The sequence below is a fragment of the Amycolatopsis camponoti genome (genome assembly GCF_902497555.1).
Taxonomy (GTDB): Bacteria; Actinomycetota; Actinomycetes; order Mycobacteriales; family Pseudonocardiaceae; genus Amycolatopsis; species Amycolatopsis camponoti.
The window spans coordinates 129,286-143,952 of sequence record NZ_CABVGP010000001.1 but is presented as its reverse complement, the minus strand read 5'-3'; the positions used below and the strand labels follow the sequence as shown (position 1 = coordinate 143,952).

15 protein-coding genes are annotated in these 14,667 nt (G+C 72.1%); 4 read left to right on the top strand and 11 right to left on the bottom strand.

Annotation, left to right across the window (positions count from 1 at the left end; translation table 11 throughout):
• Window positions 1-10: 10 nt before the first annotated feature.
• The 5 genes from AA23TX_RS00670 to AA23TX_RS00650 form a co-directional block, all read right to left on the bottom strand.
• Window positions 11-1,078, bottom strand: a complete 1,068-nt coding sequence (locus tag AA23TX_RS00670; RefSeq protein ID WP_155540667.1) for a sulfate/molybdate ABC transporter ATP-binding protein — start codon at window positions 1,076-1,078, stop codon at window positions 11-13.
• The gene (locus AA23TX_RS00665; protein WP_155540666.1) at window positions 1,075-1,839 is read right to left on the bottom strand and encodes an ABC transporter permease; all 765 of its coding nucleotides are present in this window, start codon (window positions 1,837-1,839) and stop codon (window positions 1,075-1,077) included. Before AA23TX_RS00665 ends, AA23TX_RS00670 begins: the two co-directional genes overlap by 4 nt.
• Window positions 1,840-1,900: 61 nt before the next feature.
• A complete protein-coding gene (modA, locus tag AA23TX_RS00660) occupies window positions 1,901-2,710 on the bottom strand; it encodes a molybdate ABC transporter substrate-binding protein (protein WP_155540665.1) in 810 nt (269 codons plus the stop codon).
• Window positions 2,711-2,769: 59 nt separating this feature from the next.
• On the bottom strand, window positions 2,770-3,174 hold the full coding sequence (locus AA23TX_RS00655) for a TOBE domain-containing protein (protein ID WP_086675206.1): 405 nt from the start codon (window positions 3,172-3,174) through the stop codon (window positions 2,770-2,772).
• A gap of 33 nt (window positions 3,175-3,207) precedes the next feature.
• Window positions 3,208-3,687: a MarR family winged helix-turn-helix transcriptional regulator gene (locus tag AA23TX_RS00650; protein ID WP_155540664.1), complete on the bottom strand. Its 480-nt coding sequence runs from the start codon at window positions 3,685-3,687 to the stop codon at window positions 3,208-3,210.
• Window positions 3,688-3,838: 151 nt separating this feature from the next.
• Between AA23TX_RS00650 and moaA the strand changes: the two genes are divergently transcribed.
• From moaA to AA23TX_RS00635, 3 genes are all read left to right on the top strand, one after another.
• Window positions 3,839-4,846: a GTP 3',8-cyclase MoaA gene (moaA, locus tag AA23TX_RS00645; protein WP_155540663.1), complete on the top strand. Its 1,008-nt coding sequence runs from the start codon at window positions 3,839-3,841 to the stop codon at window positions 4,844-4,846.
• A 1-nt stretch (window position 4,847) separates the two neighbouring features.
• Window positions 4,848-5,108, top strand: coding sequence for a MoaD/ThiS family protein (locus AA23TX_RS00640; RefSeq protein WP_196425131.1), 261 nt, complete (start codon window positions 4,848-4,850; stop codon window positions 5,106-5,108).
• Window positions 5,109-6,097: 989 nt separating this feature from the next.
• The gene (locus tag AA23TX_RS00635; RefSeq protein WP_155540661.1) at window positions 6,098-6,730 is read left to right on the top strand and encodes a transglycosylase family protein; all 633 of its coding nucleotides are present in this window, start codon (window positions 6,098-6,100) and stop codon (window positions 6,728-6,730) included.
• 244 nt (window positions 6,731-6,974) lie between these two features.
• Here the strand turns inward: AA23TX_RS00635 and AA23TX_RS00630 are convergent, their stop codons facing one another.
• The 6 genes from AA23TX_RS00630 to AA23TX_RS00605 all read right to left on the bottom strand — a co-directional run bounded on the left by AA23TX_RS00630 (window position 6,975) and on the right by AA23TX_RS00605 (window position 12,278).
• The gene (locus tag AA23TX_RS00630) at window positions 6,975-7,904 is read right to left on the bottom strand and encodes a molybdenum cofactor biosynthesis protein MoaE (RefSeq protein ID WP_155540660.1); all 930 of its coding nucleotides are present in this window, start codon (window positions 7,902-7,904) and stop codon (window positions 6,975-6,977) included.
• Window positions 7,901-8,371, bottom strand: coding sequence for a cyclic pyranopterin monophosphate synthase MoaC (gene moaC / locus AA23TX_RS00625; protein ID WP_155540659.1), 471 nt, complete (start codon window positions 8,369-8,371; stop codon window positions 7,901-7,903). The genes AA23TX_RS00630 and moaC overlap by 4 nt, the downstream gene beginning before the upstream one ends.
• Window positions 8,372-8,380: 9 nt before the next feature.
• Window positions 8,381-9,028 carry a hypothetical protein gene (locus tag AA23TX_RS00620; RefSeq protein ID WP_230862288.1) on the bottom strand — a complete coding sequence of 216 codons (648 nt, stop codon included), beginning with the start codon at window positions 9,026-9,028 and terminating at the stop codon, window positions 8,381-8,383.
• Window positions 8,989-10,503, bottom strand: coding sequence for an alpha/beta hydrolase (locus tag AA23TX_RS00615; protein WP_155540658.1), 1,515 nt, complete (start codon window positions 10,501-10,503; stop codon window positions 8,989-8,991). Before AA23TX_RS00615 ends, AA23TX_RS00620 begins: the two co-directional genes overlap by 40 nt.
• 77 nt (window positions 10,504-10,580) lie before the next feature.
• The gene (locus AA23TX_RS00610; protein WP_155540657.1) at window positions 10,581-11,969 is read right to left on the bottom strand and encodes an NAD-dependent malic enzyme; all 1,389 of its coding nucleotides are present in this window, start codon (window positions 11,967-11,969) and stop codon (window positions 10,581-10,583) included.
• A 129-nt stretch (window positions 11,970-12,098) separates the two neighbouring features.
• Entirely contained in the window at window positions 12,099-12,278 is a 180-nt protein-coding gene (locus AA23TX_RS00605; protein WP_155540656.1) for a hypothetical protein, read from the bottom strand.
• A 90-nt stretch (window positions 12,279-12,368) separates the two neighbouring features.
• Here AA23TX_RS00605 and AA23TX_RS00600 point away from each other — a divergent pair, with 90 nt between their 5' ends.
• Entirely contained in the window at window positions 12,369-14,606 is a 2,238-nt protein-coding gene (locus AA23TX_RS00600) for a helicase-associated domain-containing protein (protein WP_155540655.1), read from the top strand.
• Window positions 14,607-14,667 lie beyond the last annotated feature (61 nt).

Sequence of the window (14,667 nt, the reverse complement as noted above, 5' to 3'; positions counted from 1 at the left end):
GCCCCGTCGGCTAGGAGGCCGCGGCCGGGTGCACCACCACGGTCGCGGCCTTCACCGACAGCGTCACCGCGGAGCCGGGCTCCAGCGCGAGCTCGGCCACGGCGGCCGGGGTGAGGTCGGCGGTCAGGCCGTGCGCCCAGCCGTCCCCCTCGGTGCGGACGCGGATCACCGGCCCGTGCGGCTCCAGGGCCGCGACGACGGCGTCGGCCGTGTTGCGCGGGCTGCCGCGGTGGTCACCGTCGTGCGGGTAGACCGCGACGGCGTTCGGTGGGAACACCGCCACCGCCGGCTCCCCCGGCACCACGTCGGCCGCCGGGATCCCGCTCACGATCGCGCCGGTCGTCGTCCGCAGGCCGTCGTCGACCGCCGTGCCCGCGACCAGGTTGAGGCCGGCGATCCGCGCGGTGAACGCCGTCCGCGGTGCCGAAAGCACTTCGCGGGTCGGCCCGCGTTCGACGATCCGGCCGCCGTTCATCACCGCGACGTGGTCGGCGAGCGCCAGCGCGTCCAGTGGGTCGTGCGTGACGAGCACGGTCGTCGGCCCGGTCTTGAGGACGCGCCGCAGCAAGCCGCGGATCGCCGGTGCGGCGTCGACGTCGAGGGCGGCGAACGGCTCGTCGAGCAGCAGCAGGTCCGGCTCGGCGGCGAGCGCCCTGGCGATCGCGACGCGCTGGGCCTGGCCGCCGGACAGCTGGCCGGGCCGGCGGTCGGCGAGCGCGACGGCGTCCACTTCGGCCAGCCAGTAGAAGGCGCGCTCCCGCGCGGCACGGCGACCGGCGCCGGTCGAACGCGGCGAGAACGCGACGTTGTCGGCCGCGGACAGGTGCGGGAAGAGCAGGGCGTCCTGGGAGAGCAGGCCGATCCCCCGGCGGTGCGGTGCCACGCCGGCGAGGGCGCGCCCGGCCACGGTGATCTCCGCCGACGTCGGCGTGATCAGCCCGGAGAGGCAGCCCAGCACCGTCGACTTGCCGGAACCGTTCGGGCCGAGCAGCGCCAGCACCGAGCCGGCGGGGACGTCGAAGCCGACGTCCAGCGAGAACGAGCCGCGGACGGCTTCGATCCGGGCGGCCAGGCTCACCGCAGGCCACCTTCCCACGACCGCGGGCGGGCGACCGCGATGACGACGACGGCCACGACGATGAGCAGCAAGGAGAGTGCGACGGCGCTGTCGATGTCCACTTCGGCCTGCGTGTAGACCTCGAGCGGCAGCGTGCGCGTGACGTCTTCGAGGCTGCCGGCGAAGGTGATCGTCGCGCCGAACTCGCCGAGCGCGCGAGCGAAGCTGAGGACGACGCCGGAGCCGAGCGCGGGCAGCAGCAGCGGCAGCGTCACGCGCCGGAAGACGGTCCACGGGCGCGCGCCGAGCGTCGCGGCGACCTGCTCGTAGCGGTCACCGGACCCGCGCAGCGCGCCTTCGAGGCTGACCACGAGGAACGGCATCGCGACGAACGTCTGCGCGATGACCACCGCGGTCGTGGTGAACGGGACGGACTCCCCGGTCAGCGTGGTGATCAAGGCGCCGAGGAAGCCCTTGCGGCCGAGCAGGTAGAGCAGCGCGAGGCCGCCGACGACCGGCGGCAGCACCAGCGGCAGCAGCACGATCGAGCGCAGCAGCCGGACCCCGCGGAACCGGGCCCGGGCGAGGACGACGGCCAGCGGGACGCCGAGCACCACGCAGGCCGAAGTAGACAAAGCGGCCGTGATGAGCGACAGCCGCAGCGCGTGCCAAGACGACGGCGTGGCGATCAGCGACGGCAGCCGCGTCAGGTCCGAGCGGACCAGCAGCCCGACGACCGGCAGCACGACCAGCGCCAGCGCGAGGGTGGCCGGGATGCCCAGGACCCACGGGACGCGCGAACGGCCGGCCGGGACGGATCCCGGCCGGCCGCTCGAGGGACGCTTACTGCGCAGGGCCGAACCCGACCTTGCTCAGCTCGGCTTTGCCGTCGGCGCCGAGGACGAAGTCGTCGAACTCCTTGGCCAGCGCGCCCTGACCGCCCTTGACCACGGCGATCGGGTAGGTGTTGATCGCGCCGCTCGCCTCGGGGAAGTCGACCTTGTCGACCTTGCCCGCGGCCGAGGTGGCGTCGGTGACGTAGACCAGGCCCGCGTCGGCGTCACCCGAGGCGACCTTGTTCAGGACCTGCTTGACGTCCTGCTCCTCGCTCTTCGGCTTGAGCGTGACGCCGGTCGCGGTCTCCACCTTCTTGGTGGCCGAGCCGCACGGCACCTGCGGGGCGCAGGTGATCACGGTCAGGCCGGCCTTGTTCAGGTCCGCGAAGGACTTGATGCCCTTGGGGTTGCCGGGCGCGACCGCGATGGCGAGCTTGTTGGTGGCGAAGACCGTCGGCTGGCCGTCGATCACGCCACCCTGGACGGCTTTGTCCATGTTGGCCTGGTCGGCCGAGGCGAAGACGTCGGCCTTCGCGCCGTTGGTCAGCTGCTGGACCAGGCCGGACGAGCCCGCAAAGCTGAACTTCACGGTGACGCCGGGGTGCTTGGCCTCGAACTGCTTGCCGAGTTCGGTGAACGACTCGGTGAGGGACGCGGCGGCGAACACGGTGAGCGTGCCGGAGCCGGCGTCGCCGCTGCCCTTCGGCGCGGGAGCGCTGGCCGACGCGCCGCCGGTCTGCGTGCTGGGCTGGTCCGAGCTGCTGCAGGCGCCCGCGAACAGGGCGACGGCCGCGACGGCGAGAGCGAGCTGTGACATCCGGGGCTTCGCCCCGGGCCGGGGGCTTCGCCACCCGAACCCCCGAAAAGCGGGCTTGTTCATCGACTTCCTTCCGGTGTTTCCACCACGACGGTGGTCGCTTTGACCACGGCGACCGCGAGCACCCCGGGCCGTAGGCCCAGCTCGCGGACGGCTTCGGTACTCATCAGGGACACCACCCGGTGCGCCCCGCACTGCAGTTCCACCTGGGCCATCACCTTGTCGGCGATGACCTCGGTGACCAGCCCGACGAACCGGTTGCGGGCGGAGCGGCCGACGGTGGAGGGGTCTTCGGGGCCGGAGGCCTGGGCGCGGGCGAAGCCCGCCAGCTGGGCGCCGTCGACGACCTTGCGCCCGGCGGCGTCGTCGGTCGCGGTCAGCTGCCCCGCGCGCACCCACCTCCGGACGGTGTCGTCACTGACGCCGAGCAGACGCGCGGCCTCGGACAACCGAAATTGCGGCATGCCGCAGACATTATCTCCGCAGTTGAGGAAAAGCTACGCAGGGCGGGAATTGTGCATGACTTCGGCGCGCAGCTGTTCGAGGATGACATTCTGATAACGCTCGATCGCTTTCCGCTCGGCCGGGGAGAACTGCGCGAGCGTCTCGCGGAGGGTGTCGAAGGCCGACTGGAAGAGGGGCGCGAAGCGGTCGGCGGCCCCCGGCACGACCTCGACGAGGACCTTGCGCCGGTCCTCGGGATCGCGGACCCGGCGGACCAGGCCGACCTTCTCCAGCCGGTCTATGACGCCGGTCACGGCGCCGGTGGACAGGCCCGTCAGCTCGGCGATCCGGCCCGCGGTCAACGGTCCGCCCGATTGGATGACCAGGTCGAACGTCTTGTGGTCGGTGCCGGACAGACCCATCCGCTCGGCGATCCGCGCGTGCCGCAGGACGGTGAACGTGCTGCCCGCGCGACCCAATTCCGCGAAGCGGAAGAGCTCCTCTTCGGTGACCGGGTAAGTCTTTTCCGTCACAGGCCCTCGTTAGTTCGGCAACTGAACCACTCACTCGGCAAAGGATCCTACTTGGCACGACGGGATCGTGCGTTCCGGAGCTACTCTGTGCGTAATGACAGCAGTGGATCTCGGGTTTCCTCGCGTCCCCGGTACACGAGGGTCATCTCGCGTGCCCAGGCCCGAGAACCCGCAACTCATCGACACCTTCGGCCGGGTGGCCACCGATCTCCGGGTTTCCCTGACGGATCGGTGCAACCTGCGCTGCACCTACTGCATGCCCGCGGAGGGCCTCGACTGGATGCCGGGCGAGCAGGTGCTGACCGACGACGAACTGGTCCGGCTCATGCGGATCGCCGTCGAGCAGCTCGGCGTCACCGACATCCGGCTCACCGGCGGCGAACCGCTGCTGCGGCCCGGGCTCGAGGACATCATCGCGCGGGTCACGGCCTTGACGCCGCGCCCCCGGCTGTCCATGACCACCAACGGGATCGGGCTCGCGAAGCGCGCGGCCGGCCTCGCGGCGGCCGGGCTGAACCGGATCAACGTCTCGCTCGACACCGTCGACCCCGAGACGTTCGTGAAGATCACCCGCCGCGACCGGCTCTCCCACGTGGTCGCGGGCCTCGCGGCCGCGCGGGACGCGGGGATGACGCCGGTGAAGGTCAACGCCGTGCTGATCCGCGGGCTCAACGAGAACGAAGCCGTGCCGCTGCTGAAGTTCTGCCTCGCCGAGGGCTACCACCTGCGGTTCATCGAGCAGATGCCGCTGGACGCCCAGCACGGCTGGAACCGCGGCGAGATGATCACCGCGGCCGGGATCCTCGAGATGCTGGAGGCGGAGTTCACGCTCACGCCGTTCCCGGTCGCCCGGGGCGGCGCGCCGGCCGAGCGCTGGCTGGTCGACGGCGGGCCCGGTGACGTGGGCGTGATCGCGTCGGTGACCCGGCCGTTCTGCGCGGCGTGCGAGCGGACGCGGCTCACCGCGGACGGCGCGGTGCGCTCCTGCCTCTTCAGCAACGACGAGACGGATCTTCGCTCCCTCGCGCGCGCGGGCGCGCGCGATGAAGAGATTGCCGATGCCTGGCGCGCGACGATGTGGGGCAAGCTCGCGGGACACGAGATCAACGAAGCCGGGTTCGCGCAGCCGATCCGGCCGATGAGCGCGATCGGCGGCTGAGATGTCGACTTTGACCATCGTGGTGCGGTACTTCGCCTCGGCGCGGGCCGCGGCGGGCGAAGAAGAGGAGAAGGTGCAGCTGCCGGCCGGCGCGTCGGTCGGCGACGCCGTGGCCGAGCTGCGCCGGCTCCACCCGGACGGCCTCCCGCGAGTCCTGGACGCCGCCAGCTACCTGCTCGACGGCATCGCGGTGCGCGATCTCACCCGCCCCCTGCGGGACGCCGCGGAGCTGGACGTCCTCCCGCCCTTCGCCGGCGGCTGACCCGCCGTGCGCCGACGGTCGACACGCGTGATTGAAGGGTCAACACGCGTGATTGAAGGGTCGACACGGCGCTGGTGCCCCGGTTTGCCCGTGTCAACCCCCTGATCACGCGTGTCGACCTCCCAGACACGCGAGTCGACCGCTCAATCACGCGTGTCGTCCAGCCAGGTACGCGTGTCGTCCTCCTGGGGACGCGTGCCGTCCGTCTGTGTACGTGAGTTCGTCCTCTCTATATGTGCGCCGACCGTTCGAGTGCCGCGGCCGACCGCTCGGCGAAGCCGTTTCCGGCTCCCCGGCGTGGCGCGTCACCGGATCCGGCTGTTCGCGAGAAGCTGATCCCGTCCCGCCGCGACGCCATCCGGTGACGTGTTTCGCCTGCTCCGTCGCGGTGCGTTGCCCCCCTTCGGCACCGGCACCGGCCGGAGTCGCTCCAGGTGGGGGTTCAAACCCCCCGAAGGGGTGGGACCAATGTGACGCAAGGGGCTCCTGAGGCGCAGTTGTCAAGTCTGGCGCTCTCTCGCGGGCGGCCATAAGATGCGCGCTTCAATCGCGCGGAGGGCGTTGCGAATGGGCCATTCGCCGCGCAAAACACGTGATGCAAGCCTCACGATCCGTGTTTTATCTCGACTAGGAAACGGCCAGATAACGGCCCGCTGACCTGCGCAGATACCCACATCGACGGGGGTTGCGTGCTGTTACTGTGACGTAGGTCACGCCTCGAATAATTTCCGATCACGGCTCTCGTTACGTACCGTCGCTTTTCGGTTGGCCCCGACCAACCAGCACGACCGGGAATCCGTAGCGCCTAGCCCTGTCCGACGGATCCCCGGACCCATACCCCGAGCGAAAGCATTTCCGGACAGGGACGAGGGGACGAAGAAGACGCGCCGTGCGTCGGACTCGTCTGCCGGTCTGAGACGGCCGGCGCCAGGACCCCGATCCTGACCCTCAGCACAGTCTCGTAGGCGCAGGGAGCGAGATACATTCAGATGTCTTACCGAGGCAAGCACCGCAAGATGTCCGCTGCCACCCGCACCGTCGCTCGCGTCGCCATCGCGGGCATTGCGGTCGGCGCGCCCCTCGCTATCGCCGCGACCCCCGCGTCGGCGACCAACTGGGACGCCATCGCGCAGTGTGAGAGCAGCGGCAACTGGAACACGAACACCGGCAACGGCTACTACGGCGGCCTGCAGTTCTCGCAGAGCACGTGGAAGGCCTACGGCGGCACCGGCAGCGCGGCCAACGCTTCGCGCGACCAGCAGATCGCCGTCGCCGAGCGCGTCCTGCAGGGTCAGGGCATCGGTGCGTGGCCGGTCTGTGGCAAGAAGGGCGGCGGCTCGTCGGCCCCCAAGGCCACCCACAAGTCGACCACCAGCACCGCCAAGAAGTCGACCGCGCCGAAGAAGAGCACCGCCCCGAAGCAGGCGGCGGCTCCGGCGGCGACCGGTGTGGCCAGCTCGAACCCGGCCGGTGACTACACCGTCGTGGCGGGCGACACGCTGTCCAAGATCGCCAAGCAGTTCAACGTCGATGGCGGCTTCAAGAAGCTGCAGGACCTGAACGCGAAGTACATCCCGAACGCGGACCTGATCCTCGTCGGGCAGAAGATCGCCACCAAGTGACGATCGCGCAGTGATGCGTAGGTCCGGCCTGGTGCCGTGACATCACGAGCCCTCCACCGCCGATCCCCCGGGCGGTGGAGGGCTCGTGCGTTTGCGCTGTGGGCCTCGGGCCGCTCTTGCCCGCGCAAGGCGCCCTGAGCGGCTCTCAGCGCGCCCACGAGCCCGCCTGGGCCTCTTGGCGGCCCGCAGAGCGTGCGGACCCTCTCAGCCGCCTTTGCCCCGCCCCGCGTCGCCGTCTTCCGGGTTACGGCGAGTTGACCCACTCGTCCGTGCCGTCGGCGAAGTGCTGGTGCTTCCAGATCGGCAGCCGCGCCTTCACCTCGTCCACCAGGTCCGAGCACGCCGAGAACGCCTGGCCGCGGTGCTCCGCCGCCACCGCGCACGCCAGCGCCACGTCCCCGATCGCCAGGTGACCGATGCGGTGGCTCACCGCCACCGCCCGGACGCCGGTCCAGCGCGCGGCCAGCTCCGCGACCACGTCCGCGATCACCTGGCCCGCACTCGGGTGCCCCTCGTACGTCAGGTCGCGGACGCCCTTGCCGCCGTCGTGGTCGCGGACCACCCCGGCGAACGTCACCACCGCGCCCGCCGCGTCGTCCTCGACCAGGCGGGCGTGCTCCTCGACCGACAGCAGGTCCTCGGTCACCAGCGCCCGCGCGACGCGCACCACAGGCTTTTCGGGGGTCCGGGTGGCGGGACGCGGGTGGTCGCCGCCGGCCAGCTGGTCGACCGCGTGGTCGAGGATGCCGTCGAGCACGCCCAGGCCGTCCTTCACGCCGCCGCTGGAGCCCGGGAGGTTCACGACCAGGGTCCGCCCGGCCACGCCCGCGACCCCGCGCGAGAGCACCGCCGTCGGCACCTTCGGCAGCCCGGCCGCGCGGATCGCGTCCGCGACGCCCGGCAGCTCGTGGTCCAGGAGCGCGCGCGTGACGTCCGGGGTGCGGTCGGTCGGCGAGATGCCGGTGCCGCCGGTGGTGAGCACCACGGCGACGCCGTCGGCCAGCGCGGCCCGCAGCGCGACGCCCACCGGGTCGCCGTCCTCGACGACGACCGGCGCCGGCACGTCGTACTCGCGCCCGGCCAGCCAGGCGACGATCACCGGGCCCGTCTTGTCCTCGTAGACGCCCTTCGCGGCGCGGTTGGACGCCACGATGACGCGTGCGGTGCGCTTCACGGCCGCTCCCAGGTCCCGGTCTTGCCGCCGTCCTTGCGGAGCAGGCGGACGTCGTCCAGCGTCGCGGCCGGGTCGACGGCCTTGATCATGTCGTGCAGCGTGAGCCCGGCGACGGCCACGGCGGTCAGCGCCTCCATCTCGACGCCGGTGACGTCGGTGGTCTTCGCCGTCGCGCGGATCCCGACCTCGGCGTCGCCGAGGGTGAACTCGACCTTGACCCCGGACAGCGCGATCTGGTGGCACAGCGGGATCAGCTCGGGCACCCGCTTGGCGCCCATGATCCCGGCGATGCGGGCGGTGGCGAGGGCGTCGCCCTTGGGGAGGCCGTCGGTGGCCAGCAGCCGGAGCACCTCGGCGGTGGTCCGCACGGTGCCGGCCGCGAGCGCGGTGCGCGCGGTGGCGGTCTTGCCGGAGACGTCGACCATCCGGGCGGCGCCGGTCTCGTCGACGTGGCTGAGTTCACTCACACGGCGAGGCTACTTCCGACGCCGGCGGACGGTGTCGGCACCACCGCGACGAAGGACGCGGTCATCGCCGGTGGCGATGACCGTGGGACGCCGCATCTCCGTGATCGTCGCGGTTCCCGCGACCGGCGATCGTTCGTGCATGGTGATCGAGTCCCCGGGGGCGAGGTGGCGCCAGCTCGGCGGCGTGAGCGGGGCGAGCCTGACCGAGCCTCGTCCGCCAGGCTCGAGGGCGGGCGCGAACTCGACCCAGATCTTCGCGACATGCAGGTCACCGCGCCCGCCGGAAGCGGACTGGCCGAGTGCCCACATCGGCCGCAGCCGCCCGTCCCCGGGAATCGGGGTGCGACGGCCGCCGGCTTCGGGGGCGACCAGCCGGAGGTCGGCTCTGATGACGCCGTGGCGGGTTTCCCATCCTCGCCACCGGCACCAGGCGGCCTTCCGCTCGAGGTACATCTGCCGGGCGGCCTCCGCGAGAAGGTCCCAGTATTCGACGGTCTGCCACGGGACGCCATCGAAGTCCTCGAGGATGTCGAGCGCGACTTCCCATTCGTCCTGGCGGAGGCAGTCGTGGACGTCGACGGCCCCGAACCCGGCGTCGCTTCGGGCGTTGTCCGGGATCAGGACGGTGGCGCGTCGAAGAAGCTCCGAAGTGTCCATGGGTCGATTCTCGGCCCTGGTGTCCGGCTCGCCGGCTCGGCCGCGCACGCCAGGTCCCGCGAGGGACGGACGCCACTGGCCAGGAACGTCGTCGCCGCGTCGTTCGCACAGGTGTTGGCTCCGAACAGGTACGTCCCGTGGCCGCCCTGGTCGGCGGTCACCAGGCGCGCCCGGTCACCGAACGCCTGCCTCAGCCGGAGCGCTCCCGTCAACGGCGTCGCCGGGTCGCGGAGGTTCTGCAGCATCAGGACGTCCGACGGGCCGCGGTCGCCGATGCGAACCCGCGGTTCCGCCGGCTCGGACGGCCAGAACGCGCACGGCCAGACGTTCGCCGCCGCCGGGCCGAACATCGGGTGGCGGATCCGGTCGACCGCCACGTTCTTCTGGTACGTCCACACCGATTCCGGCCAGTCCGAGTCGCCGCACACCACGTGCAGCTGGCTCGACAGCACGTTCTCGACGTCCGGGACCGTTCCGCCCGGCGGCTGCGAAATCGGCGCGCCGGTGTCGAGCGCGTGCCACGCCGAAGCCAGGTACGGCAGGGTCGCGTCGTAATAGAACATCCCGAAGGTGATCTGGCGGAACAGCTTTCCGTCGACACCCTGGGAGTTCGGCTGGGCGTCCAGCCGCCGGGCGAGGTCGAAGTACTTCGCCTTCACCTCCGCCGGCGTCCGGCCGAGGTCGTACTCCGGGTGCGCGACGGCGAAGGCCGCGAAGTCCGGGAAGCGGTCGTCGAAACCCTGGGCCAGCAAGCGCGACCCCGTGACGTCCAGGCCGCCCGGCGCCAGGTTGCTGTCCAGCACGATCCGGTCGCTCCGCTGCGGGAACAGCGTCGTGTAGACCGCGCCGAGGTACGTGCCGTAGGAAACCCCGTAGTACGACAGCTTCGGCTCGCCCAGCGCCGCGCGGATCCGGTCCATGTCGCGGGCCGTGTTCGCCGTCGTGATGTACGGCAGCATCGACGCTGTCCGCGACGCGCCGCACTGCCGCGCGACACCCTTCGCGTACTCGGCCTGCGCGGTGACGTCCGCCGGGCCGAGCGCGTACGGCGGGACGTTGCTCCGCAGCTGCGCCGGCGTCAGGTCGCACGTCACCGGGGTGCTGTGGCCGACGCCGCGCGGGTCGAACCCGATGACGTCGTAGGTGTCGAGCACGCTCTTCGGCCACCCGATCCGCGCCAGCACCGCCGGCAGGTCCAGGCCCGGCCCGCCGGGACCGCCCGGGTTCGTCAGAAGCACGCCCCGCCGCCGGGCCGGGTTCGTGCTCGCCAGGCGCGAGATAGCGACCTGGATCTTCGTCCCGTCCGGCTTCCGGTAGTCCAGTGGGACTTCGAGCGTCGCGCACCGCAACCCCGGCGCCGTGACGTCCGCCGGGCACGCTCCCCAAGTCACCGCGTCCGGCGCCGCCGAAGCCACTCCCGGCGCGACGGTCACCGCGACGGCCGCCACCAAGGCGGCCAGCATGATCCTGCGCATTCCGAACTCCCCCCACGCGAGCCGAAACCTCAGCGTAGGGGGACGCCCGTGCTCCCGGTGTCCGCCGGACGGACGACTCAGCGCTCGGCGCGCACGGCCTTCCGCACGGCCTCGGCGACCGCCGGCGCCACCGCGCTGTCGAACACGCTCGGCACGATGAACGACGCGTTGAGCTTGCCGTTGTCGACGACGTCGGCGATCGCGTCGGCCGCGGCGAGCAACATGGTGTCGTCGATGTTGTTCGCGTGCGCGTCGAGCAGGCCGCGGAAGACGCCCGGGAACGCCAGCACGTTGTTGATCTGGTTCGGGAAGTCGCTGCGGCCGGTCGCGACGACGGCGGCGTGCTGCTGCGCTTCGAGCGGGTCGACCTCCGGGTCCGGGTTCGCCAGCGCGAAGACGACGGCGTCGTCCTTCATCGTGGCGACCTGCTCGGCGCCGAACAGGTTGGGCGCCGAGACGCCGATGAAGACGTCCGCGCCGACGAGTGCCTCGTGCAGGGTGCCGCTGACCTGGTCCTTATTGGTGTGCGACGCGATCCAGGCGAGGTTGTCGTCGAGGTTGCCGCGCGCGGAGTGGACGATGCCGTCGATGTCCGCGGCCACGATGTCGCCCGGGTTCTTGTGCAGCAGCAGCCGGATGATCGCCGAGCCGGCCGCGCCGACGCCGCTGACCACGATCTTGCAGTCCTCGATGTTCTTCTTGACCACGCGCAGGGCGTTGCGCAGCGCGGCGACGACCACGATCGCGGTGCCGTGCTGGTCGTCGTGGAACACCGGGATGTCCAGCTGCTCGCGCAGCCGCTTCTCGATCTCGAAGCAGCGCGGCGCGGCGATGTCCTCGAGGTTGATCCCGGCGTACACCGGGGCCAAGGCCTTCGCGATCAGGATGATCTCTTCGGTGTCCTGGGTGTCCAGGCAGACCGGCCACGCGTCGACGTCGGCGAACTTCTTGAACAGCGCCGCCTTGCCCTCCATCACCGGCAGCGCGGCGGCCGGGCCGATGTTGCCCAGGCCCAGCACCGCGGAGCCGTCGGTGAGCACCGCGACGGTGTTGCGCTTGATGGTCAGCCGGCGCGCGTCCTCGGGGTTCGCCGCGATCGCCTGGCAGACGCGGGCGACGCCCGGCGTGTAGGCGCGGGAGAGGTCGTCACGGTTGCGGAGCGCGACCTTGGGGGTGACCTCGATCTTGCCGCCGAGGTGGATCAGGAACGTCCGGTCGGAGACCTTGCGGACCTTGACGCCGGGCAGCGAGTCGAGCGCCTGGGTGATGTCGTTCGCGTGGTTCTCAGACAGCGCGTTGGCGCTGATGTCGACCACGATCGAGTCGGAGTGGGACTCGACGACATCGAACGCGGTCAGGACGCCGCCGACGCGCCCGACGGCCGTGGTGAGGTCACCGGCCGCGCTGGACGAGGCCGGGGCCTCCACCCGGACGGTGATCGAATATCCGGGACCGGGAACCGGCATGGCGCTTACCCCCGCGTGGGAAAGGTGGGTTGGGACGGGAGCGAACCTACTCCCGTGACCGCCCTCACGAGGCCCCGATACCGGTACTGACCAGTAACTCTGCTGCTGGTTGCCGCCCCGGCCGCAGGGTCAGCGGTTGATCTCGGTCTCCGGGTGCACGTACGGCACCGTGTCGAGGGGGAAGGTGATGTCACCGAACGGCGACAGCGAGCCCTGGCGGTCGGACGCGAGCTCGGTCACCGGGTGCTCACCCGCCTCCCCCGGCCAGGTCGGGTCGACGCCCTTGTGCTTCTTCTCACCCTTGGCCACAACGTCCTCCACAGCCGCGTTCGGTTCCAGCCTGGACAGTCTGCCTGAGCCGCGGCGGCTTGTCTCAACCGCCCGGTACGCTGGCCTTCTATGCCCGCGACCTCCTTGGCGGACTGGCTGCGCGCGGAGTCCGACGCCGCTCTCGAAGAGCTGCTCCGCACGCGCCGCGACCTGTCCACGCCGCCACCCTCGGACAGCACCGTGCTGGCCACCCGAGCCGGCACGCCGGGCTCGGTCGCGCGCGCTTGCGAAGACCTGGACACGGTCACCATCGCCGTGCTCGAAGCGTGCCTGCTGGCCGGCGCGGACCGCGACCCGGTGCCGGTCGCCGAGGTCACGGGCCTCGTCGGCACCGACATCACCCGGCCGCTGGCCCGGCTGCGCGCACGGGCGCTGGCCTGGGGCCCGGACGACGCGCTGCGCGTGCCGCCCGCGGTCCGGGAGGTGCTCGGGCCGTTCCCGGCCGGGCTGGGGGCGTCGTCGCCGTCGCTGGCCGGCGAGGACCTCGGGGCGCGGCTCGCGGAGCTGCCCGACGACGAACGCGGCGTGCTGAACGCCCTCGCCGCCGGCCCGCCGATCGGCCGCACCCGCGACGCGGGCGCCGACCTGACGCTCGAGAAGGCCGGGACACCGGTGCAGAAGCTGCTGGCTCGCGGGCTGCTGCTGCGGCGCGACGACCAGACCGTCGAGCTGCCGCGCGAGCTCGGTGTCGCGGTGCGCGGCGGGGTCTTCGCCCCGGACGCGCTCACCGAGCCCGAGCTGCCGGACCACCCGCACCAGCCGTCCACTTTGGACGAGGCCGCGGCCGGTGAGGCGATGGAGTTCCTGCGCCACACCGAATCCCTGCTCCGCTCGTGGTCCGCGGCGCCGCCGCCGGTGCTCAAGTCGGGCGGGCTCGGCGTGCGCGAGCTGAAGAAGCTGGCCAAGGACCTCGAGATCGACGAGACGCAGGCGATCCTGCTGGCCGAGCTGGCCGTCGGCGCCGGGCTCGTCGCGGACAGCGAAGCGACCGTGCCCGAGTGGGTGCCGACGACGCTGACCGATTCGTGGCTCGCGTCGCCGACCGCGCAGCGGTGGATGACGCTGGCCCAAGCCTGGCTGGAGCTGCCGCGGCTGCCGGGGATGGCCGGCGGGCGCGACGCCAAGGACAAGCCGATCGCGCCGCTGTCGGAGGAGCTGCGCCGCCCGCTGGCGCCGGTCGCGCGGCGGCGGGTGCTGGCCGCGCTGGCCGACCTGCCCCGCGGCGCCGGGGTGAAGAGCGTCGACGAGCTCGTCGCGGTGCTGGCCTGGCGGGCCCCGCGGCGCGGCGGCCGGCTGCGGGACGAGACCGTCCGCTGGACGATGTCCGAGGCCTCGGCGCTGGGGATCGTCGGGCTCGGCGGCCTCACGACGGCGACGCGGGCGCTGCTCGCCGAAGACCGGCCTGGTGCCGTCGAGGCGATCATGGACGCGCTGCCCGCGCCGGTGGACCACGTCCTGCTGCAGGCCGACCTGACGGTCGTCGCGCCGGGTCCCCTGGAACCGGAGCTGGCGGCGGAGATGGACGCCGTCGCGAACGTCGAGTCGGCCGGCCACGCGACGGTCTACCGGATCACCGAGACGTCCGTCCGGCGTGCGTTGGACACCGGCCGGACCGCGGACGAGCTGCACGCGCTGTTCAGGAAGAAGTCCGCGACACCGGTCCCGCAGTCGCTGAGCTACCTGGTCGACGACGTCGCCCGGCGGCACGGCCGGCTGCGCGGCGGCGTCGCGGCGTCGTTCCTGCGGTGCGACGACGAGGCGTTGCTGGCCGAGGTGCTGGCCCACCCGGTCGCGGCGGAGCACGACCTGCGGCTGATCGCGCCGACCGTCGTGATCAGCCCGGACCCGCTGCACGAGGTCCTCACCGGCCTGCGCGCGGCGGGGTTCGCACCGGCGGCGGAAGGCCCGGACGGCCGGGTCGTCGACATCCGGCCGGGCGGGCGGCGGCTGCCGGCGAAGGCCCGCGCGGCCCGGCGCAACCCGGGTGAGCAGGCGGTGCTGACGTCCGACCAGGCCACCCGGATCGTTTCGAACCTGCGGGCGGGCGACGCCGCGTCCGCCCGGCGCCGGGGGTCCGCGGTGCGGGCGCCGGTCGGCGGCGGAGCCGACACGTCGGCGACGCTGGAGCTGCTGTCGCGGGCGACGCTGGAACGCCGTGAGGTCTGGATCGGGTTCGTCGACTCCCGCGGGACCGCCAGCCAGCGGGTCGTGCGGCCCGTGCGCGTCGGCGGCGGTGTCCTCGAAGGCGACGACAACCAGCGGTATTCGCTGCACCGGATCACCTCCGCGGCGCTGGTCGAGGAGTAGCGCCGGATTTGGTGAATCCCCGACGGAACGCCTGACCACGTGGTAAGCCTGGTTCTCCGGA

What these genes read in the sequence shown, in the direction of transcription:
- modA (WP_155540665.1), bottom strand. Translation starts at nt 2,710, where the DNA reads ATGTCACAGCTCGCTCTCGCCGTCGCGGCCGTCGCCCTGTTCGCGGGC.
- AA23TX_RS00655 (WP_086675206.1), bottom strand. Translation starts at nt 3,174, where the DNA reads ATGCCGCAATTTCGGTTGTCCGAGGCCGCGCGTCTGCTCGGCGTCAGT.
- AA23TX_RS00640 (WP_196425131.1), top strand. Translation starts at nt 4,848, where the DNA reads ATGTCGACTTTGACCATCGTGGTGCGGTACTTCGCCTCGGCGCGGGCC.
- AA23TX_RS00635 (WP_155540661.1), top strand. Translation starts at nt 6,098, where the DNA reads ATGTCTTACCGAGGCAAGCACCGCAAGATGTCCGCTGCCACCCGCACC.
- AA23TX_RS00620 (WP_230862288.1), bottom strand. Translation starts at nt 9,028, where the DNA reads ATGGACACTTCGGAGCTTCTTCGACGCGCCACCGTCCTGATCCCGGAC.
- AA23TX_RS00615 (WP_155540658.1), bottom strand. Translation starts at nt 10,503, where the DNA reads ATGCGCAGGATCATGCTGGCCGCCTTGGTGGCGGCCGTCGCGGTGACC.
- AA23TX_RS00610 (WP_155540657.1), bottom strand. Translation starts at nt 11,969, where the DNA reads ATGCCGGTTCCCGGTCCCGGATATTCGATCACCGTCCGGGTGGAGGCC.
- AA23TX_RS00600 (WP_155540655.1), top strand. Translation starts at nt 12,369, where the DNA reads ATGCCCGCGACCTCCTTGGCGGACTGGCTGCGCGCGGAGTCCGACGCC.